Origin of the sequence: Streptomyces sp. NPDC002232, from assembly GCF_042890295.1 — a bacterium.
In the GTDB taxonomy this organism is placed as follows: Bacteria; Actinomycetota; Actinomycetes; order Streptomycetales; family Streptomycetaceae; genus Streptomyces.
Window position 1 is genome coordinate 1,092,390 of record NZ_JBIARV010000005.1, and the last position, 19,840, is coordinate 1,112,229.

Annotated in this window: 17 protein-coding genes; 3 read left to right on the plus strand and 14 right to left on the minus strand. The window is 74.0% G+C overall.

From position 1 onward, the window contains the following. Positions 1–97: 97 nt before the first annotated feature. Positions 98–514, plus strand: a complete 417-nt coding sequence (locus ACFYXU_RS27915; protein WP_329857285.1) for an organic hydroperoxide resistance protein — start codon at positions 98–100, stop codon at positions 512–514. Positions 515–712: 198 nt separating this feature from the next. Here the strand turns inward: ACFYXU_RS27915 and hemL are convergent, their stop codons facing one another. From hemL to ACFYXU_RS27980, 13 genes are all read right to left on the minus strand, one after another. Then, positions 713–2,014 (minus strand): glutamate-1-semialdehyde 2,1-aminomutase, encoded by a 1,302-nt coding sequence (gene hemL, locus ACFYXU_RS27920; protein WP_389460492.1) that lies wholly within the window; start codon positions 2,012–2,014, stop codon positions 713–715. Then, on the minus strand, positions 2,011–4,065 hold the full coding sequence (locus tag ACFYXU_RS27925) for an acetate--CoA ligase family protein (RefSeq protein ID WP_389460494.1): 2,055 nt from the start codon (positions 4,063–4,065) through the stop codon (positions 2,011–2,013). Before ACFYXU_RS27925 ends, hemL begins: the two co-directional genes overlap by 4 nt. Further along, the gene (gene hemA, locus ACFYXU_RS27930) at positions 4,062–5,405 is read right to left on the minus strand and encodes a glutamyl-tRNA reductase (RefSeq protein WP_329857290.1); all 1,344 of its coding nucleotides are present in this window, start codon (positions 5,403–5,405) and stop codon (positions 4,062–4,064) included. Before hemA ends, ACFYXU_RS27925 begins: the two co-directional genes overlap by 4 nt. Before the next feature lie 4 nt (positions 5,406–5,409). After that, positions 5,410–6,429, minus strand: a complete 1,020-nt coding sequence (gene hemB / locus ACFYXU_RS27935) for a porphobilinogen synthase (RefSeq protein WP_329857291.1) — start codon at positions 6,427–6,429, stop codon at positions 5,410–5,412. A 140-nt stretch (positions 6,430–6,569) separates the two neighbouring features. Continuing rightward, a complete protein-coding gene (locus ACFYXU_RS27940; protein ID WP_329857293.1) occupies positions 6,570–7,370 on the minus strand; it encodes an aspartate/glutamate racemase family protein in 801 nt (266 codons plus the stop codon). Beyond that, a complete protein-coding gene (locus ACFYXU_RS27945; protein ID WP_389408400.1) occupies positions 7,339–8,589 on the minus strand; it encodes an FAD-dependent oxidoreductase in 1,251 nt (416 codons plus the stop codon). Before ACFYXU_RS27945 ends, ACFYXU_RS27940 begins: the two co-directional genes overlap by 32 nt. After that, positions 8,586–9,170, minus strand: coding sequence for an arylmalonate decarboxylase (locus ACFYXU_RS27950; RefSeq protein WP_329857297.1), 585 nt, complete (start codon positions 9,168–9,170; stop codon positions 8,586–8,588). Before ACFYXU_RS27950 ends, ACFYXU_RS27945 begins: the two co-directional genes overlap by 4 nt. Positions 9,171–9,507: 337 nt before the next feature. Further along, positions 9,508–9,942 carry a 4-oxalocrotonate tautomerase family protein gene (locus ACFYXU_RS27955; RefSeq protein ID WP_384569440.1) on the minus strand — a complete coding sequence of 145 codons (435 nt, stop codon included), beginning with the start codon at positions 9,940–9,942 and terminating at the stop codon, positions 9,508–9,510. Positions 9,943–9,967: 25 nt separating this feature from the next. Beyond that, the gene (locus ACFYXU_RS27960) at positions 9,968–10,543 is read right to left on the minus strand and encodes a LuxR C-terminal-related transcriptional regulator (RefSeq protein WP_376512325.1); all 576 of its coding nucleotides are present in this window, start codon (positions 10,541–10,543) and stop codon (positions 9,968–9,970) included. Between the two features lie 189 nt (positions 10,544–10,732). Then, a complete protein-coding gene (locus ACFYXU_RS27965; RefSeq protein WP_389408399.1) occupies positions 10,733–11,734 on the minus strand; it encodes a DMT family transporter in 1,002 nt (333 codons plus the stop codon). Between the two features lie 189 nt (positions 11,735–11,923). Further along, on the minus strand, positions 11,924–12,865 hold the full coding sequence (locus ACFYXU_RS27970; RefSeq protein ID WP_329857301.1) for a LysR family transcriptional regulator: 942 nt from the start codon (positions 12,863–12,865) through the stop codon (positions 11,924–11,926). Positions 12,866–12,904: 39 nt separating this feature from the next. Beyond that, positions 12,905–13,822: a TIGR03619 family F420-dependent LLM class oxidoreductase gene (locus ACFYXU_RS27975; protein ID WP_389460496.1), complete on the minus strand. Its 918-nt coding sequence runs from the start codon at positions 13,820–13,822 to the stop codon at positions 12,905–12,907. Continuing rightward, a complete protein-coding gene (locus ACFYXU_RS27980; protein ID WP_389408398.1) occupies positions 13,819–15,060 on the minus strand; it encodes an MFS transporter in 1,242 nt (413 codons plus the stop codon). The genes ACFYXU_RS27975 and ACFYXU_RS27980 overlap by 4 nt, the downstream gene beginning before the upstream one ends. Positions 15,061–15,242: 182 nt before the next feature. Between ACFYXU_RS27980 and ACFYXU_RS27985 the strand changes: the two genes are divergently transcribed. Next, a complete protein-coding gene (locus tag ACFYXU_RS27985) occupies positions 15,243–16,877 on the plus strand; it encodes a glutamate--tRNA ligase (protein ID WP_376512320.1) in 1,635 nt (544 codons plus the stop codon). Between the two features lie 370 nt (positions 16,878–17,247). After that, a complete protein-coding gene (locus ACFYXU_RS27990) occupies positions 17,248–18,246 on the plus strand; it encodes a TAXI family TRAP transporter solute-binding subunit (RefSeq protein ID WP_376512318.1) in 999 nt (332 codons plus the stop codon). A 171-nt stretch (positions 18,247–18,417) separates the two neighbouring features. On the opposite strand, the gene ACFYXU_RS27995 is transcribed toward ACFYXU_RS27990, so the two are convergent. Next, the gene (locus ACFYXU_RS27995; RefSeq protein WP_376512316.1) at positions 18,418–19,827 is read right to left on the minus strand and encodes an ATP-binding protein; all 1,410 of its coding nucleotides are present in this window, start codon (positions 19,825–19,827) and stop codon (positions 18,418–18,420) included. Positions 19,828–19,840 lie beyond the last annotated feature (13 nt).

The following is a 19,840-nucleotide window of genomic DNA, read 5'->3' on the forward strand; positions in this document are numbered from 1 at the left end:
GGGGCTCCGGAAAAGACTGCGGAGATCCGTAGCGCCGGGAATTCGGGGGGCCCGGAGACTGGGGGAATTCCCTTTCTCCGCTTGCGAAAGGCATGACATGGCCGTCGTCTACACCGCCGAGGTCGGCTCCACCGGGGACGGGCGCAACGGCGCCGTGCGCTCCTCCGACGGGCTCCTCGACCTGCCGCTGTCGAGCCCCAAGGCCGTCGGCGGCTCCGGCACCGCGACCAACCCCGAGCAGCTCTTCGCCGCGGGCTACGCGGCGTGCTTCCACAGCGCGCTGCGGGTCTCCGCGCGCGAGTCCAGGACCGCGCTCGCGGACGACACCGTGACCGCCGAGGTGTCGCTGCACAAGGAGGAGAGCGGCTTCCACCTGTCGGTGGTCCTCACCGTCGACCTGCCCGGTCTCGACGCCGCCGAGGCCCGTCGGCTGGCCGACGCCGCCCACGGCCGCTGCCCGTACTCGAAGGCGATCCGGGGAAATGTCGACGTGCGGATCGACCTCGCCGGCTGACGGACCGGACCGGAAAGCGCCTGACAGTCCGGATCGGAAGCCGCCCGACGGTCCCGACCGGAAGCCGCCCGACGCTCCCGACCGGAAGCCGTCCGACGGTTCCGGCCGGTAGCGGTTCGACCGCAGGCCGTCCGACGCTCCCGACCGGAAAGGGAAGAGCCCCCGTGGATTCCACGGGGGCTCTTCCCTTCGTACGGTTCAGCTCTTCGCGGCCGCCGCGGCCGCCGCCGCGGACGGGAGCGCCTCGACCACCCGGCTCACGGCCCGGTCGTCGTGCGAGGCCGAGATGAACCAGGCCTCGAAGGGCGAGGGCGGCAGATAGACGCCCTGCCGCAGCAGCTCGTGGAAGAACGGCGTGTAGCGGTACGCCTCCGTGGCGCGGACCCCGTCGAAGTCCACCACCTCGTCCTCGCCGAAGAAGACCGAGAACATGGTGCCGGAGTACTGGAGCCGGTGCGCGACGCCCTCCTTGGCGAGGGCCGCGGAGACCTCGGCGCCGATGGTGGCCGAGACGTGGTCGAGGCGTGCGTACACCTCGGGCGTGCTGTGCCGCAGGGTGGCGAGGCCGGCGGCGGTGGCCACCGGGTTCCCGGAGAGGGTGCCCGCCTGGTAGACGGGGCCCGCCGGGGCGAGGTGGGCCATGACGTCCGCGCGTCCGCCGAAGGCCGCCGCCGGGAAGCCGCCGCCCATGACCTTGCCGAAGGTCAGCAGGTCGGGGGCGACGCCGTCCCGGCCGTACCAGCCGGAGCGGCTGGCGCGGAAGCCGGTCATGACCTCGTCGGAGATGAAGAGCGCGCCGTGGCGGGCGGTGATCTCCTTGAGGCCGGCGTTGAAGCCGGGCAGCGGCGGGACGGCGCCCATGTTGCCGGGGGCCGCCTCGGTGATGACGGCGGCGATCTCGTCGCCGATCTCCGCGAAGACCTTCTCGACGGCGGGCAGGTCGTTGTACGGCAGCACGATCGTGTCGCTCGCCTGGGCGCCGGTGACGCCCGGGGTGTCGGGGAGCGCGAAGGTGGCGAGCCCGGAACCGGCCGAGGCGAGGAGGGCGTCCACGTGGCCGTGGTAGCAGCCCGCGAACTTCACGATCTTGCTGCGTCCGGTGAAGCCGCGCGCGAGCCGGATCGCGGACATCGTCGCCTCGGTGCCGGAGCTGACCAGGCGGACCTGCTCGACGGGCGCGACCCGGTCGACGATCTCCTCGGCGAGTTCGACCTCTCCGGTGGAGGGCGCGCCGAAGGAGGTGCCGCGCTCCAGGGCCGTGGTGACGGCCTCGACGACGGCCGGGTGGCGGTGGCCGAGGATCATCGGGCCCCAGGAGCAGATGAGGTCGACGTACTCGTTGCCGTCGCTGTCGATGAGGTACGGGCCCTCGGCGGAGGCGATGAAGCGGGGGGTGCCGCCGACGGCGCCGAAGGCGCGGACCGGTGAGTTGACGCCGCCGGGGGTGACCTTGCGGGCGCGCTCGAAGAGGGCCTTGCTGTTCGTCTCCGTGCCGCTCATCGGCCGGCCTCCTCGGAGGTGTCGTGGCTCAGGGCGGCGTCCAGGACGACGGCGCCCTTCGTGAGGACCCGGACCGGGTTGAGGTCGAGGGCGAAGCCGGCCGGCCAGTCCTGGACGAGGTCGCCGACCTTGTGGAGGAGTGCGGCGGCGGCCTCGACGTCCACGGCGTCCCGGCCGCGGGTGCCGGCGAGTATCTTCGCGCCGCGCAGTCCGGCGAGGAGCTCGGCGCCCTCGCCGGGGGCGAGCGGCAGGAGCCGGTGGCCGACGTCGTCGAGGACCTCGGTGAAGATGCCGCCGAGACCGGCGGTGAGGACCGGGCCGAGGTCGGTGGAGTGGACGCCGACGATCAGCTCGACCCCCTCGCCGACGAGTTCCTCGACGAGCACCTGGCCGCCGAGGGCGGCGAGCCGGGCGTAGGCCTCGGGCGCGGTGTCGGCGGTGACGCCGATCTCGACGCCGCCGGCCTCCGTCTTGTGCAGCAGGCCGGGGACGACGGCCTTGAGGACGGCGGTGCCGCCGACCTCGGTGACGGCCGCCGCCGCGTCCTCGGGGCCGGTGGCGACGCGGCCCTGGGGCACGGCGATCCCGGCCTCGGCGAGGAGCGCCTTCAGCTGCGGCTCGGTGGCGTCGGCGCCCGGGCCGGGGGCGGCGCCGGGGCGCGGGGCCCCGGGCAGCGTGCGGGGGCGGCTGACCTCCCAGAGGGCGGCGGCGGCGCGCAGGGCGCGGGCCGGCGTGGGGTACTCGGGGAGGCCGGCCTCGCGCAGGTCGCGCGGGGCCTCGGGGGCGAGGAAGTCGGCTCCGGTGCGGGCGACGAGGATGGGCTTGCCGCCCTTCACGGCGGCCCGGGAGAGGGCGTTGACGGCCTTCTCGACGTCCGGTCCGGCCATCACGCAGAAGGCGGCGACGATGATGTCGACGGTCTCGTCGGCGATCAGGACGTCGAGGGAGCGGTCGAAGAGGGACGGGTCGCTGAGGACGGTGGCGGTGATGTCGACGGGGTTGTCGATGGCGCCGAAGGCGGGGACGATCTCGGCGAGCGCCTCCTTGCTGCGCGGTTCGAGGGCGCTGAGCTCCAGGCCGTGGGCCTCGACGGCGTCGGCGGCGAGGATGCCGGAGCCGCCGGAGGTGGTGACGACGGCGACGCGGTTGCCGGTGGGGCGCCGCTCGGACTCGAAGACCCGGGCCACGTCGAGGAGTTCGTCGATGTCGTCGACGCGGACGATGCCGAGGCCGCGCAGTGCGGCGTCGAGGACGCGGTCGTCGGTGGCGAGGGCGCCGGTGTGCGAGGCGGCGGCGCGGCCGCCCGCCTCCGTACGGCCGGACTTGAGGAGGGCGACGGGCTTGCCGGAGCCGGCGAGCTCGCGGAGGGTCCCGATGTCGGGGGTGTCCTCCAGGTAGCCGAGGAGGCCCGTGACCTCGGGGACGCCGGCCAGTTCGCGGAGGACTTCCAGGGCGGTGACGTCGGCGTCGTTGCCGGTGCTGACGACCCAGCCGGGGCGCAGGCCCCGTTCCAGGGCGAGGCTGGCGGCGCCGAAGCCGAGGGCGCCGCTCTGGCTGACGAAGGCGAGGGTGCCGGGCTCGAAGGGCACGGACTCGGCGCCGAAGAGCGGGCTGAAGGTGGCGAGGACCCGGTTCTCGTAGGCGACGGCCCCGATGCAGTTGGGGCCGATGATCCGCAGGCCGCCGGCGCGGGCCTTGGCGACGACCTCGGCCTGGAGGCGGGCGCCCTCCTCGCCGGTCTCGGCGAAGCCGGAGGAGGCGATGACGGCGAGCTTGACGCCGGCGGCGACGCAGTCGTCGACGGCGCCCGGGACGCGTTCGGCGGAGACCATGATCAGGGCGAGGTCCACCGGGCCGGGGGCGTCCTTGACGCTGGGGTACGCGGGGACGCCGAGGATCTCCGGGGAGCGCGGGTTGACCGGCAGGATGCGGCCCTTGTAGCCGTACCGGAGCAGGTAGTCGAGCGGCTTGCGGCCCAGGGCGCCGGGGCGCTCGCTGGCGCCGATGACGGCGATGGATTCGGCTTCCCAGAGGGCCGAGATGTCACTCATGCGATGGCCTCGATCTTCTTCTCGTTCGGGTCGTTCGTCCGGTCGGCGCCGTCGGTGGACTCGGCGGCGGCGAAGAGGCGGGTGAAGGCGGCGATGTGGCGGGCGCCGTCCGGGTCGGCCGCCAGCTCGCGCACCAGGACGGTGGGCTGGTGCAGGGCCTTGTCGACGATGCGCCGGACGCTGCGGCCGATCTCCTGCCGTGCGGCGCCGTCGAGCCCGTCGAGGCGGCGGACGAGCCGGTCGAGCTCGGCTTCGGCGGCCTCGGTGGCGGCGGTGCGCAGGGCGGTGAGGACGGGCTTGGCTCCGGCGAGCCGGAGACCGGTGCGGAACTGCTCGACCTCGGCGTCGATGAGCTCGTGCGCGGCCTGGACGCTGGCGGCGGAGATCTCGTCCTCCTGGCCCTCCTCGGCGATGCGGCGCAGGTCGACGAAGGTGACGCCGGGCAGGTCCGCCGCCGTGGGGGCGATGTTGTGCGGCAGCGACAGGTCGAGGAGGAAGAGTTCGCGGCCGTCGCGGGCGGCGAGGGCCTCCTCGACGTCCTGTGCGGTGACGAGGTGGCCGGTGGCGGCGGTGGCCCCGACGACGACGTCGACCTCGGTGAGCAGTCGGGGCAGGTCCGTGAGGTCGTACCCCACTCCCCCGGTGGTCTCGGCGAGCCGCTGGGCCTTCTCCGGGGTGCGGTTGGCGACGTGCACCCGGTCGAGGCCGGAGCGGCGCAGGGCGGCGACGACGACGCCGGCGAAGGCTCCGGCGCCGATGACGAGGGCCGTCTTGCCGTGCAGGGAGCCGACGCGGCGCTCGAAGAAGCCGAGCCCGGCGGTGGCGAGGGAGCGGCCGGCCTCGTTGAGTCCGGTCTCGTTCCGGGCCCGCTTGCCGACCCGGAGGGCGGTCTGGACGGCCTTGGCGAGGACCCGGCCGGTGCGGTCGAGCCGCTGGGACCGTTCGAGGCCGAGTTTCACCTGGCCGAGGATCTGGTCCTCGCCGACGACGACCGATTCGAGTCCGGAGGCCACGGCGAAGAGGTGGCGTACGGCTCCGTCGGCGTGGTGGCTGTAGAGGTGCGGGGCGATCTCGGCCCGGTCGACGCCGGTGTGCTGGGCGAACAGCTCGCCCAGGTCGCCGAGTTCGGCGGCTTCGGAGGTGGTGCCGCGGGTCTCGGCGTAGATCTCCAGGCGGTTGCAGGTGGAGACGACGACGGCGGCGTCGATGCCGTCGACGGAGGTCACGTCGGAGACGAGGTCCTCGGCGGGCCGGTCGGTGCCGGCGAGTCTCTCCAGGAGGTCGAGCGGGGCGCTGGCGTGGCTGATGCCGAGGACCAGCATGGTGGAGGACGAGGTCACCGGGTCACCGGTCCAGGGTCTGGGCGAACTCGGAGGCCCAGTAGGTGATGATCTGGGTGGCGCCCGCGCGGTGGATGGAGGCGAGGCTCTCGCGGACGACCTGGTCGCGGTCGATCCAGCCCTTGGCGGCGGCGGCCTCGACCATGGAGTACTCGCCGGAGACCTGGTAGGCGGAGACGGGCACCTGCACGTGGTCGGCGATGAGCCGGACGATGTCGAGGTAGGCGAGGGCGGGCTTGACCATGACGAGGTCGGCGCCCTCGGCGACGTCCAGCGAGACCTCCAGGAGGGATTCGCGGATGTTGCCGGGGAACTGCTGGTAGCCCTTGCGGTCGCCGCGCAGGGTGGACTCGACGGCGTCGCGGAAGGGGCCGTAGAAGTGCGAGGCGTACTTGGCGGAGTAGCCGAGGATGGCGACGGACTGGTGTCCGGCCCGGTCGAGGGCCTCGCGGATGCGGCGGACCTGGCCGTCCATCATGCCGCTGGGGGCGACGATCTGGGCGCCGGCGTCGGCCTGGACGACGGCGGCCTGGGCGTAGAGCTCGATGCTGGCGTCGTTGTCGACGTCGCCGTTGGCGTCGAGGACTCCGGTGTGGCCGTGGTCGGTGTACTCGTCGAGGTTGATGTCGCCGATGATCACGGTGGAGTCGCCGACCTCGGCGGCCACGTCGCGCAGGGCGACCTGGAGGATCCCGTCGGGGTCGACGGCACCGGTGCCGGTGGGGTCCTTGTGCTCGGGGATGCCGAAGAGGATGAGTCCGCCGACCCCGTTGGCGACGGCTTCGGCGGCCGCCTTGCGGAGGGTGTCGCGGGTGTGCTGGAAGACGCCCGGCATGGAGGGGATCTCACGCGGTTCGGTGAGGCCCTCGCGGAGGAAGAGGGGCTGGACGAGGTTGGCGGGGCCGACGCGGGTCTCGGCGGCGAAGCGGCGCAGGGCGGGGGTGCGGCGGAGCCGGCGCGGGCGGTAGTAGGGGGCGGCCGGGTCGGTGGCCGCGGTGTTGCGGCCGTAGGCGTCGTACGTCATGGGCGTGACTCCCTCGAAGGCGTGACGGCGTGCGGTGCGTGACGGTGGGGGTACGGGCGCGGGGCGCGGTGTCCGGCGCGGGGCGCCGGGGACACGGGGGGTCCTGCGGACACGGCATCTCCTGGGCCTGTCCGGCCCGGTTAGAGGGCCGAGCCGAGGAAGACCTGCTCCAGGTGCTTGGCGACGGGCTCGTCGGGGCGGCTGAACCAGTAGCCGTGGCCGCTGCGCTGGAAGAGCTTCAGTTCGCCCAGCTGGACGAGGGTCTCCGCGAGCTTGACGGCGAGTCCGGCGGGGTCGATCACGGGCAGGCCGTGGAGTTCGTGGATGCCGAGGTGCCAGAGGATCTCGTTGGGGATGCCCTCGGCGGGGATGATGACCTCGGCGCCGGCCTTGGCGGCGCGCAGGGCGGCGGCCGAGTAGATCTCGACGAACTCGTCGAAGTCGCCCTCCAGGGAGCGGTGGACGGAGTCCCAGCCGCCGGGCACGACTTCGTAGGAGCTCAGCGAGGACTCCAGGCGGTACTGGCGGATGTTGGCCCGGATGGGCTCCTCCAGGGGCGGCATGAAGCCGAGGACGCCGAAGCGCTGGCCGGTGAGGGCCGAGAGGAAGAAGGCCGTCTCGCCGTAGCCGAGGGTGGGGATGGAGGCGAGGTGGCGGGCGTCGCGCAGGCCGGGGTCCTGGCCGGCGGCGATCACCCAGGCGTCGTAGCCCTCCCGCTCCGCGACGAGCGCGGACTCGGAGAAGTGGCGGCTGAAGAGCACCTGGGCGGAGTGGTGGCCGACCAGCCCGAAGGGGGTGCGGTCGGGGTACGTGTCGGCGGGCAGGGTCTTGATGTCGACGGTGGTGCCGGGAGCGGCGATCGCGTCGAGGTGTTCGCGGTACCACTGGTCGAGCAGCGGCAGGCGTCCCTCAACGGTGTGCTTGTGAAACCAGATCCGCATGTGCGTCACCTTTCAGGGGTCGTGGTGCGACGTCGAGAAGTGAGGCTTGGAGCAGGTAGTCGGTGGCCGCGCGGGGGTCCGCGGCGGTGCGCCGCAGGCCGTCGATCCGGGCGGCGAGTTCGGCCGGGCTGTCCAGGCCCGCCGTGCGGGCCTCGCTGCGCGGGAGGACCGCGGTCTCGACGACGGAGCGGCGGCGGCCGAGGGCCGTGTCGAGGGGGGTCTCGTCCGCCGGGTCCGTCCGCAGGACGGTGGCGAGCGCCCGGGCGGTCTCCACGGCGTCGTGGAGGCCGCAGTTCATGTTCAGGCCACCGGCGGTGGAGGTGAGGTGGGCCGCGTCCCCGGCGAACAGGACCCGGCCGTGCCGGTAGCGCGGCAGCAGGAACCGCGCGAGCCGGTAGGTGTGCGCGTCGGTGACGCGTACGGCCCGTCCGGCGCCGCCCGGCAGGGACCCGTCGACCCGGGCCCGTACGGCCTCCGGCGCGAGCACCTCGTCGCGGGGGGTCCCGCGGCCGATCCGGAAGATGAGCCGCCAGTGGTCGGGCATCCCGAGCAGGCTGACCGAGCCCCGCGGGTCGCGGACGTACGTCAGCGCGGCGAGTCCGGGGACCAGTTCGTCCAGGGGGGTGTCGGTGACCACGCGGAGCGCGTAGTCCGGGTACTCCTCGGCGGTGCCGGGCAGTCCGGCGAGGTCGCGGAGCCTGCTGCGGCTGCCGTCGGCCGCCAGGACGTACGGGTGGTGGGTGACGGTCGCCCGTCCCGCCGCGTCCTCGGTGCGCAGCCGGACCCCGGTGCCGGTCTGTTCGGCTCCGGTGACGGTGGCCCCGAAGCGGACGTCGGCGAGGCCGGTCGCGGTCAGCGCGTCGAGCAGCAGCGGGGTGAGCCGGGCCTGTTCGACGTGCAGCCGGTACGGGTGGCCGGTGTGCCCGGCGAGCAGGGCGTAGTCCAGTTCGGCGTGCACACCGCCGTCCAGGTCGCGCCACTGGACGCGGTCGACGGTGCGGCCCTGGCCGCGCAGGGCGGCCGCGACGCCGAGTTCGTCGAGCAGGTCGAGGGTCGCGGGGTGGAAGGTGGAGGCGCGGGACTCGGTGGCCAGTTCGCTCCTGGCCTCCAGGAGGGTCACCGGGATGCCGGCGCGGGCGAGGACGAGCGCGGCGGTCAGGCCGACCGGCCCGGCGCCGGCGACGGCGACCGTGCCGCGCGCCGCTGGATGGCCGCTCACGACACGGCCACGGCGGCGGAGCGCTCCGCGAGGCGGCGGAGCAGCGGGTGCGCGTCGGGTCCTTCGGCCGGGAGTCCGAGGGTGTCCCGGGCCCACCAGGCGCTGGCCAGGTTGGAGGTGAGGAGGGTGCGCTCGTTGTCCCGGCCGAGCTCGGCGAGGGCGTCGAAGGTGAACATGCCGGTGCCGGTGAAGAGCAGGGTCGCGTCCTCGGGGAGGTCGGCCTCCCTGACCTGGGCGACGAGCTCGTCGGTGGTGACGTCGTACGGGGAGAAGCGCGCGCCGGCCCGGATCTTGACGATCCGGTCGACCTTCAGCCCGGCCGACTCCCAGTAGGCGTGCGAGAGTTCGGTGAGCCACGGCTCGTACGGCGAGACGAGGACCAGGCTCTCGGCGCCCACGGCACGCGCGGTGTCGAGGATGGCGAGGGCGGCGGACCGGACGGGCGCGCCGACGCTCTCGGAGAGCTCCGCGCAGAGCGCGCGGTCGCCTTCGGGGGTGAGCAGGTAGTGCGATCCGGTGCAGGAGACGACGGCCGCGTCGAGGCGCAGTCCGCCGAAATTCCCCAGCACTTCGGGGAGCACGTCGTTGTACTTCTCGAGACGACCGCGCAGGTCTTTTCCGGGAAGCACCGGGAATCGCGAGGTGTGGACATTGAATGCGGGGCTTACGAGGCTGCCGATCTCGGGTTCGGCGGCGGCGTTCCCGGACGGAACCACCACACCGAGTCGCGGCGCCGATTGCAGAGCCATGAGTGAGTCTCTCCCATCCGTCGGTGCCATTGACATCACCGTACGGGTGGCGCGAACCGCACATCGATACGGGAATCCGCACCCCTTTCCCGGACGTCCGGTCCGGGAAATGCGAACGGCGCCGCACCGTGAATACGGTGCGGCGCCGGGGCCGGGAGGAATGCCGAATTCAGTGGCCGGCGGCGGCCTCGGCGACGAGTTCGTCGATCTTCGCGCGGCGGGTGAGGGCGCCGTTCACGGCCCAGTTCCCCTCGGGGATCTCGTTCACGACGAGCCAGACGACGGTGTCGGGACCGGTGGCCTCGTGGACGTGCCGGGTGACCTCGGCGGAGAGCGCCTCGTTGCGCTCGGGGGTGAGGAAGCCCTCCAGGGGCGTGACGACGACCAGCACGCCGGGGGGCCGGCCGGCGCCGGTGGTGGCGAGGCCCTTGGCGGCCTCGCGGACGTAGACCCAGGTGGCGGCGGCGAAGAACTCGGTGCCGGGCAGCTCCATGGCCGTCAGCACGGAGTCGGCGACCCGCTGTTGCAGGACCTCCGCGGCGGCCTCGGAGAGGGTGCCCTCGGGAACGGTTATCTCGACCAGCGGCATGGTGACTCCCATCATCGGTGTGTGCGTGCGGAGGTGCGGATCAGCAGGCCAGGGCGGCTTCGAACCGGTCGATGGCAGCGGCCAGTTGGGCGCGCCTGCGGATGTCGAGCTTCCGGTAGATCCGGGTGATGTGCAGCTCCACGGCCCGGGTGGAGACCGTGAAGGACTCGGCGATCTGCTTGTTGGTCAGGCCGTCGAGCATCATCGTGGCGATGCGCCGCTCGTGGGCGGTCAGCTCCTCACGGGCGCGCGGCGGTGCGGGCGGCAGGGCGGGGGCGGGCACGCCCCCGCGTATTCGCTCGTGGGTCCCGGCCCCGCCGGTGGACCGCTCCAGGCCGGCGAGCACCACGTGCCCCATGACGGCGTTCCATTCCCGGACCCGCAGCTCGCCGATGACCTGCGCCTGCGCGTAGGGGTCGGCGTACAGCACCCGTAAGAGGGTGCGGCGGTCGGGGGCCTCACAGACCAGGAACTCCCCGGAGCCGTCCCGCCAGGGACCGCCGCCGAGCAGGATGCCGCGCGCGGCCATTTTCTTCCAGTAGGTCCGGTGCGCCTCTCCGAAACTCAGCCGGTCCGTCTCATTGCCACGGAAAACGAGTTCGACCACAAAAGCCACGTGCGACTCCCCCATTAAGGCCGGGTGTTTCCACTTGCGACGCTACCATCCACCACCCGCCCATTGAATGAACACAATGTTGCGGACGGCGGCCCGGCATTTCATGGGTCACGGTCGTACGGGAACGGCTTGCGCCCGGCCGCCGGAAAACGGCCGGGTTTCGCCTTGCACTGCCGAAATTCGACTCCGTTACGTCCGGTCCGCCGCCGGAGCCGGTACGGGCGCCGGCCCGGAAGCCGGTGCGGCGGCCGCTTCGGCCGAGGGCTCCGCGGCCGGTTCCGACGCCGCTCCGGCCGGGGAATCCGCGGGTTCCGCCGCCGGGCGGGGCTTGCGGCGGAGCAGACCGGTGGCGGCGAGCACGGCCACCGCGCCCAGCCACACGGTCCAGCCGAGCGGCTCGCGCAGCACGACGGCGCCGAGCACCACGGCCACCGCGGTCATCAGATAGGTGACGGTCGAGGCCACGGTGGGCCCGTCCTTGATGATCAGCTCGAAGTTGAGGAGGGCGGCGAAGCCGGTGCACACCACGCCCAGGACGAGGACCGCGATCACCGAGTCGGCGCGCCAGGTCACGGCCTGGAGGCCGAGGAACGGGAAGGCCGCGAGGAGCAGCACGGTCGCCACGCTGAGCTGACCGCCGGCCAGCATCAGCGGCGGGATGCCCTTGCCCACCAGGAACTTGCCCATGTAGGCGAAGCTGGCGCCGAAGCTGATCGAGCCGAGGACGAAGCAGAGGATGCTCCAACCGGTGCCCGCCGAGGCCGAGTTCCAGGGGGAGGCGATGAGCGCGGTGCCGCCGAGGCCGAGGAGCACGCCGCCGGCCTTGTAGCCCGAGACGCGCTTCTCCTGGCCGAGGAGGAGCGCGGCGGCCAGGGTCCAGATCGGCGCGCTGCCGTTGACCACGGCGGCGACGCTGCTGGAGCCGGCGATCTCGCCCTCGGCGTACAGGGTCCAGGGGATGGCGTTGCCGAGCAGCGCCGCCACCGTCAGATGGCCCCAGGTGGCGCGCTCCTTGGGCAGTCGGAGCCCCTTGGCGTAGCCGATGGCGAGGATGACGACGGCGCCGAGGGCGAGCCGGATGAGCACCATCTGCACCGGGGAGAAGCCGTATCCGGCGATCTTGATCCACAGGAAGACGGAGCCCCAGATGAGGCTCAGCGCGGCCAGCCGCGTGTACGTGGCTTTGGACATGGGTGTTCCTGCTCCAGGAGAAGGCATGGGGAGAAGAGGGGGGAGTACGGGGCAAGACGAGAGGCGAGGAAGGGGACGCGCGAAGTGGTCCGCGGTACGGAACGAGCCTCGCAGCGGCGGCCCGGCCGGTCCAGCAACGGCTCGTGGACGGTACCGTCCACGAGCCGTGGCGAATCGTGTTCCGCCTGGTCAGGCGGCGACGGCCGCCCTGGCCACCGTGCGGAGCGCGTCCAGGACGGCGGCGATCTCCGGGGAGGTCTGGCTGCCCTCCCGTACGGCCGCGAAGACCGTCCGGGACGGGGCCTGCTCGCTGAACGCGCGGATCGTCACCTCGGGCCGCGGCGCCGGCTTGGCCATCCGCGGGACGAGCGCGACCCCGAGGCCGAGCCGCACCGCCGCGAGCGTGGCGTCCCAGTCGCCGATGGCGTGGGAGGCCTGCGGGGTGAACCCGGCGGCCGTACAGGCGGCGACGCCGATGTCGTGACACATGCCGGTCGTCGCGAAGATCCAGGTCTCCTCGGCGAGGTCGGCGAGGAGCAGCCGGGGGCTGTCGAGGAGCCGGTGGCCCTCGGGCAGGGCGATGTCGAAGGGGTCGTCGCAGAGCGCGACCCGGTGGAACCGGGCGTCGGGGCGCCCGTCGTCGGCCGCCGGGCCCGGGCGGTGCGTGGTGTCCGCGGAGATGACGACGTCCGTCTCCCCCCGGTGCAGCAGGGAGAAGCTCTCCGGCGGGTCGACCTCGGCGAGCGAGGTCCGCAACAGCGGCCGGGTCTCCCGCAGCCGGGCCACGGCGGGCAGGATCAGCGCCGAGAGGGTGGTGGAGAAGCCCGCCACGGCCACCTCGCCGCGCTCGCCGCTCTCGTGGGCGGCGAGCTCCGCGCGCATCTGCTCGACCTGGGTGAACACGGCGTCGGCGTGCCGGAGCACGATTCGCGCCGCGCCCGTCAGACGCAGCCGGCGGCCGGAGGGTTCGGTGAGCTGGACGCCCAACTCCCGTCCCAGGGCGCTGATCTGCTGGGACACGGCCTGTGGGGTGAGGTGGAGGGCGCGGGCGGCCGCGCTGACGGTGCCGCGTTCGCTGAGCTCCCTGAGCACGCGCAGCTTCCGCAGGTCCAGATCGGTCACGTCCCGCACTCCCTCCCCCTCTCCGTACGGCCCGGTGTCAGATTCTCGTCATCGTACGCAGCCCGCGTCCACGTCGATGACCTCCTTGACCAGTGTCTCCAGGACGTCCAGGTCGCGCGCGGTGCGTCCCGCCTCGCGCCGGTCGCCCGGGTAGGTGGGGTCGAGGACGACGGCGCTCGCCCCCAGGTCCTGGAGCAGCCCGAGGTCGTCGGCGATCTGCGCCTGGGTGCCCTCGCCGAGCAGCCGGCCGGGGCCCAGCGGCCGGGGCGTGACCCGCAGCTTGATCCGGGGGACGAGGTCGGGCACCGGGCGCTCCTGCTCCTCGGCGACCTGGCGGAGCGTGGGGAGGCCCACGCCGAGGAGCCAGTCGCCGGAGACGGAGGTGGGGTGCCAGGCGTCGCCGAGGCGGACGGCGCGGCGCAGCGCCCCGTAGCTGTGGCCGCCGACCCAGACGGGCGGGCCGGGCCGCTGCACGGGCAGCGGCCCGGTGTGGACCTCGCGGAAGGAGACGTGGGCGCCGTCGAAGGAGGCGACCTCGTCGGCCCAGCAGGCCTTGATCGCCGCGAGGTACTCGTCGCTGATGGCGCCGCGCTTGCGGTACGGCACGCCGAGGACGGCGAACTCCCGGGCCGCCCAGCCCGCCGCCGCGCCGAACACCAGACGCCCGTTGCTGAACCGGTCGATGTTGGCGGCGACGCGGGCGGTGTGCACGGGATGCCGGTACGGGAGGATCGTCACGGTCGTGCCGAGCCCGACGGTCCTGGTGACCCCGGCGAGCCAGGCGAGGGTCGCGAAGGGGTCGTAGAACGGGGCCGGGAAGAGGTGCTGGACGTCCGGGGTGAGCGCCACGTGGTCGGAGACCATGGCGTAGTCGTAGCCCATCGCCTCGACCCGCAGCGCCCAGTCGGCGAGGGCGTCGGGAGTGGCTTCGGGCCCGTAGTTGGGCAGATTGACGCCGAATTTCATGAGGCGTTCCTTTCGGGGGCCTCGGCCGCGGTCGCGCCGGCGGCTCCGGCCCCGTGGGCAGGGTCCGTGGTGCGGGCGTCGCGCCGGACGACCCCCCGGGCCACGGTGAGGTGGAAGAGGACTCCCGCGAGCGCGACCCCGGCGGCGAGGAGCGGGAGCAGACGGGCGTCGAGCCCGTGGGCGAGGGCGAGGCCGCCGAGCGCGGAGCCGACGGCGCCGCCGAGGTAGGTGGCGGAGCTGTTGAGGCCGACGGCGGCGGCGCCCGCGCTGCCGCCGGACCCGTCGCCGGCGAGGAGCCGGTGCTGCTGCGGGACGACGAAGGCCCAGCCGACCGCGCCCCAGACGAGGAGGGGCAGCAGGACGAGGCCGGGGACGGCGCCGGTCCACGGCAGCAGCGCCAGGGCGAGGCCGAGGATCCCGAGGAGGGTGACGGAGAGCCGGGCGGGCCGTCCGGTCCGGTCGACGAGGGTCCCGGCGAGGAAGCTGCCGCAGACTCCGCCGATGCCCCAGACCCAGAGGTACGGCACGGCGCTGTCCACGTCGGCGACGCGGTGCAGCACCGGTTCGAGGTAGGTGTAGAGCCCGAGGCTGGCGACGGTCTGGGTGAAGGTGACGGCGACGACGACGGCGACCCGGGGGCGCGCGAGGGCGCCGAGCCGGGCCTTCAGCGAGGGCGCGGCGGCTCCGCGCACGGGCGGCAGGGCCGTCGCGACACCGGTCAGCGCGGCGAGGCCGAGCGCGGTGATCAGCCACAGGGCCGACCGCCAGCCGGAGCCGGCCGCGACGAGCAGCCCGAGGGGCACGCCGAGCACGGTTCCCGCGCTCATCCCGCCGAGGACCAGGCCGAGGGCCCGCCCGCGCCGCTCGGGCGGGACGAGCGCGACGGCGGCGGTCGCCGCGGCCGGGGTGAAGAGGCCCGCTCCGGCTCCGGCGAGGGCCCGGGTGCCGAGCAGTTCGGCGTACGAACCGGCCAGGGCCGTACCGGCGTTGGCGAGGACGAAGACGACCAGGGCGGTGACGAGGACCGTGCGGGTGCCCCAGCGGGCGAGGACGGCCGAGAAGAGCGGAGCGGCCAGGGCGTAGCAGAGGGTGAAGGCGGTGACGGACTGGCCCGCGAGGGAGACGGAGACGTCCAGGTCGGCGCCGATGTCCGGGAGCAGCCCGGCCATCGCGTAGGCGTCGGTCCCCATGGCGAAGGAACCCAGTGCGAGCAGTCCCACCGCGCGCGTGCCGCCCATCGCACCCCCTTGTGGTCGTCGTACGGAACGGTCCTCGGGACGCTACTGACCGGGCATGCCTCTCGCAGCCCACAACGCCGAAGAGGGTTCGGACTTCCGCAGCCTCGCGCCCCCGCACCCGCCGGATCGGCCGGTCACCGGCCTACGGTGATCTCTCCAGGAACCCCAGGAGGGAGTCCACCGTGCTCGACCTGTCCGTCATCAACGCGATGTTCCCGCCCGATCTCCCGGAACCGGCCGAATGGGAGCGGCGGTTCGGACCGCGCGCCCTGCCGGACGGCGCCGAGGTCACGCGCTTCGCCCCGAGCCCCACCGGACACCTGCACATCGGCGGCCTCTACACGGCGGCCGTGGCGCGGGCGCTGGCCCGCCAGTCGGGCGGCACGCACCTGCTGCGCGTGGAGGACACCGACCGGTCCCGGCAGGTGGCGGGCGCGGCCGAGGAGTTCTCGCGGCTGCTCGGGGCCTTCGGGCTCGCCCCGGACGAGGGTGGTGTCGCAGGCGACGGGGCCTGGGGGCCGTACCTCCAGTCGGAGCGCCGGGAGATCTACCTCGCCCATGTGCGGGACCTGCTGCGCCGCGACCGCGCGTACCCCTGCTTCTGCGGCCGGGAGCTGCTCGCCCGGAGCGCCGAGGAGCAGCGCGCGGGCCGTTCGCCGCTGGGCTACTACGGGCGCTGGGCGCCCTGCCGGACCCTCGCGCCGGAGGAGGCGGCGCGCCGCCTCGCGGCGGGCGAGCCCTACGTGGTGCGGTTCCGCTGCCCGTACGAGTTCCCCGGCCGGGTCCGGTTCGCGGACCGCATCCGGGCCTCGGTCACCATGCAGGACAACGGCAACGACATCGTCCTCCTCAAGTCGTCCCACGAGGAACTGCCGCTGCCCACCTACCACTTCGCGCACGTCGTGGACGACCACCTGATGCGGGTGACGCTCGTGGTGCGCGGCGAGGAGTGGCTGTCGTCGACCCCGGTCCATCTCCAGCTGCACACGGCGCTGGGCTTCGAGCCGCCCGCGTACGCGCACCTCGCCCCGCTGATGAAGGCGGAGGGCCCGTCGCGGCGCAAGCTCAGCAAGCGCAAGGACCCGGAGGCGTCGGTGGACTACTACCTGTCCGCCGGCTATCCGCCGGCCGCCGTCCAGCACTATCTGCGGGGCCTCGCCAACATCCGGCTCATGGACGTCCCCACCGCCGAGGCGCTCGCCGCCGACGTCCGGCTCGACGGGATGCGCCCCTCGGGGCCCCTGCTCGACCTGCCCAAACTCCACTCGCTCAGCCGGGAGTTCATCGCGTCCCTCACCCCGGAGGAGCTGTACGCGCAGCTCCTCGCCTGGGCGGAGGAGTACGACCCGGAGCTGGCGTCGGTCCTCGTCCGCCACCGGGACGTCGCCCTGGCGGCGGTGGCGACGGGCCGTCCCGGGGACGCGCCCGCCCGCAAGGACCTGGAGCGCTGGTCGTGCTTCCGCGACCGGTACGGCTTCTTCTTCGCGGAGCTGTTCGGGCCGGCCCCGGCGCCGGGCGACGACCGGTACGGCGGCCTCGACCCGGACCTGGTGCGGCGGATCGCGGCCGACTTCGCCGCCCTCTCCCCCGACGCCTGGTTCGCGCGGCTCGGGGAGATCGCCGTGCGCCACGGCTTCGCCCCGGACACGGCCGCCTGGCGCCGGGACCCGGCGCGCTGGGCGGGGCCGCCGCGGGCCGTCGCGAACGTGGCCCGGGTGGCGCTCACCGGCGCGCCCCGCAGCCCGGACCTGACCGCCGTGGCCCGCGCCCTGGGCCGGGACGAGGTGGTGCGCCGCCTCACCGCCGTGGCGGGGTGAGGCGGGGCGGCCGGCGTGGCGGGCGGGGGCAGGCCGAGAGCGGCGGCGGGGACGGCCGCGGCGAGCCGACGCCTTCGGTTCGGGTGTGGGGGACCTCCTCCGGGACAGAGGTGACGCGGGTCGCTCGGAAGGGGACGCCAGGGGCGGACAGGGGACTGTCCTCAAGATCACCGAGCGTGTCCCGACGCTAGCCGCCGGGACCCCGGCGCCCCGCCGCGACACACGGCCCGACGCGCGCCGACGACCTCGCTCACCGCTTCGGCGGAGCGCACGCGGAGCCGCCGTGAGGGGCCGGGCCGGGGACGTGCTGACACACCCCCGCCCCGCCGAGCCTGGCCAGGGACGGCGGGGAGCTGGCAGGATCGGGTGCATGCTCGCCTCGCTCTCCCGTGCCGCCCGCCGCCGTGTCCTGGCGGCCTCGGCCGCGCTGCTCGCGCTGTGCGGGGTGCTGGCCTGGTGGCTGATTCCTTTCGGCTCCCCCGTCCCGAGCGGTGCGATCACGTTCAGTACGGGGGTGCCCACCGGCGTCTACCAGAAGTACGGCGAGCTGCTCAAGAACGCCTTGGCGCAGGACCTGCCCGAGGTGTCGATAACGCTCAAGGACAGCGAGGGCTCGCAGCAGAACCTGGCCCGGGTGGCGACGGGCCAGGCCGACTTCACGGTCGCGACGGCCGACGCGGTGGCCCAGTACCAGCGCGATCGCAGGCCCGGCTTCGAGCGGCTGCGCGGCTGCGCGCGGCTCTACGACGACTACGTCCAGCTCGTCGTGCGCAAGGGCTCCTCGGCGCAGACGGTCCAGGACCTGCGCGGCCTGCGGGTCGGCGTCGGCCAGGACGGCTCCGGCGTCCGGCTGATCGCCGACCGGGTCCTCGCGGCGGCCGGCCTGACCCCGGACCGGGACGTCGTGCCGGTCTCGGCGGGCATCGACACGATGCCCGGGCTCCTGAAGAAGGGGAAGCTCGACGCCTTCTTCTGGTCGGGCGGACTGCCCACCGAGGCGGTGCAGACGCTGTCCACCGACTTCCCGATCCGGCTGATCCCGCTGGAGGCACCCCTCGTCGACCGGCTGCACGACGTCGGCGAGTCGACCCGGCACTACCGTTCGGCGGTGATCCCGCCGGACGCGTACGCGAAGGCCCAGGACGGTCGGCAGATCGAGACCCTGGCGGTGGCGAACGTGCTGGTCACCACGGTGGACGCCGACCCGGACCTGGTGGAGGGCTTCACCCGTACGGTGATCGGGAGCCGGGACGGGATCGGCCGCCAGGTCCACCCGGCCCAGCTGGTCGACCTGCGCACCGCCGTCTACACCGACCCCCTGCCCCTCCACGACGGCGCCCGGCGCTACTACCGCTCGGTCAAACCCTGACCCGTACCACCGCTCGGTGAAGCCGTGACGGACCGATGCGGCGGACCCGTCTGCCGCCGGACGCCTGGCTTCCCTCCCGGCCCGGCTGCCGGCTGAGGTCTCGCTGCTCCGGCCGTCGGAGGCCCCGGGGGTTCCGCGCCGACCGCCAGAGCCCCCGTTCCCGCTCCGCCCTCAGGCGGCCCCGTCCCGCTCCGTCGGTGCGTGGCGCGGGACCGTGAGGGTCACCCGGAGGCCGTGCGGCTCGTTCGGGGCGAAGGTCACGCCTCCGCCGCCCGCCGTGAGCAGCACGCGCGCGATGGAGAGGCCGAGCCCCGAGCCCTTGACGTTCTGGTGGCGGCCCGAGCGCCAGAAGCGGTCGCCGATCCGGCCGAGCTCCTCCTCGGTGAGTCCGGGCCCGTGGTCGGCGACGGCGACGGCGACGGTCGACCGGTCGGGGACGACCGTGACCGTGACCTCCTCGCCGGCGGGGGTGAACTTCAGCGCGTTGTCGATCACCGCGTCGAGTGCGCTGGAGAGGGCCACCGGGTCGGCCCAGGCGGTGACCGCCCCGCACCGCTCGGTCAGCGTGACGCCCTTGTCGTCGGCGACCGGGCGCCAGGACGCGACCCGCTCGGCGGTGAGCGCGCCGACGTCGGTCAGCCGCAGCTCGGCAGCCGTGTGCTCGGCGAGCGCCAGGTCGAGGAGGTCGTCGAGCACCCGGGCGAGGCGCTTGCCCTCGGTCCGTACGGAGGCGATCTCCTCGTTGCCCTCGGGCAGCTCCAGGGCGAGCAGCTCGATCCGCAGGAGCAGCGCGGCCAGCGGATTGCGCAGCTGGTGGGAGGCGTCGGCGACGAAGGCCCGCTGCTGTTCGAGCGCCTCCTCGACATTGTCGGCCATCTCGTTGAACGAGCTGGCGAGGCGCCGCAGCTCGGGCGGTCCGCCGGTGGCGGCGACGCGGGAGTTCATCCGCCCGGTGGCGATGTCGTGGGTGACGGCGTCCAGGACGCGGACCGGCCGCAGCACCCAGCCGGTGAGCCGGAAGGCCGCGCCGACCGCGAGCAGCATCGCCGCCGCCTCGCCGGCGAAGATCAGCAGCCAGCCGCGCAGGATGCGGGAGCGGAGCTGCCCGGTGGGCGAGTCGGTGACGACGACGGCGACGACGTCCCCGTCGCGGACGACCGGGGAGGCGATGGTGAGCCGCGCGTCGGGCTGCCAGGGCCAGACCTGCGGCGGGTCGTGGCTGCGGCGCCCGAGCAGCGCCTCGTTGAAGGCGCGCCTGCCCTCTCCGTCGTACGGGACGACCCAGTCCTCGGGGGCGGCGGCCATGGAGCGGTTGTCGCGGAAGAAGATCCCGGCGCGGATGTCGTACACGTCGTGGTAGCTGGCGAGTTCGCCGCTGAGGGTGGCCTGCCGCTCGTCGTTGCCGGGGTTGCTCTCGCTGACGAACTGGGCGAGGGCCGCGAAGCGCGCGGCGTCGTCGAGCCGGTCGACGACGACCCGCTGCTGCTCGGACGCGGCCAGACTGGCCGCGAGCGGGAAGCCGAGGGCGAGGAGGACGCCGGCCATCAGCACGATGAGCAGCGGGAGCAGTCGGGTGCGCACGTCAGGAGCCGTC

Coding starts and splice junctions, on each gene's coding strand:
- ACFYXU_RS27980 (WP_389408398.1), bottom strand. CDS start 15,060: ATGGGCGGCACGCGCGCGGTGGGACTGCTCGCACTGGGTTCCTTCGCC.
- ACFYXU_RS27940 (WP_329857293.1), bottom strand. CDS start 7,370: ATGCGGATCTGGTTTCACAAGCACACCGTTGAGGGACGCCTGCCGCTG.
- ACFYXU_RS27975 (WP_389460496.1), bottom strand. CDS start 13,822: ATGAAATTCGGCGTCAATCTGCCCAACTACGGGCCCGAAGCCACTCCC.
- ACFYXU_RS27915 (WP_329857285.1), top strand. CDS start 98: ATGGCCGTCGTCTACACCGCCGAGGTCGGCTCCACCGGGGACGGGCGC.
- hemL (WP_389460492.1), bottom strand. CDS start 2,014: ATGAGCGGCACGGAGACGAACAGCAAGGCCCTCTTCGAGCGCGCCCGC.
- ACFYXU_RS27925 (WP_389460494.1), bottom strand. CDS start 4,065: ATGAGTGACATCTCGGCCCTCTGGGAAGCCGAATCCATCGCCGTCATC.
- ACFYXU_RS27965 (WP_389408399.1), bottom strand. CDS start 11,734: ATGTCCAAAGCCACGTACACGCGGCTGGCCGCGCTGAGCCTCATCTGG.
- ACFYXU_RS27955 (WP_384569440.1), bottom strand. CDS start 9,942: ATGATGGGAGTCACCATGCCGCTGGTCGAGATAACCGTTCCCGAGGGC.
- hemB (WP_329857291.1), bottom strand. CDS start 6,429: ATGACGTACGACGCCTACGGCCGCAACACCGCGGCCACCGACCCGGCC.
- ACFYXU_RS27990 (WP_376512318.1), top strand. CDS start 17,248: ATGCTCGCCTCGCTCTCCCGTGCCGCCCGCCGCCGTGTCCTGGCGGCC.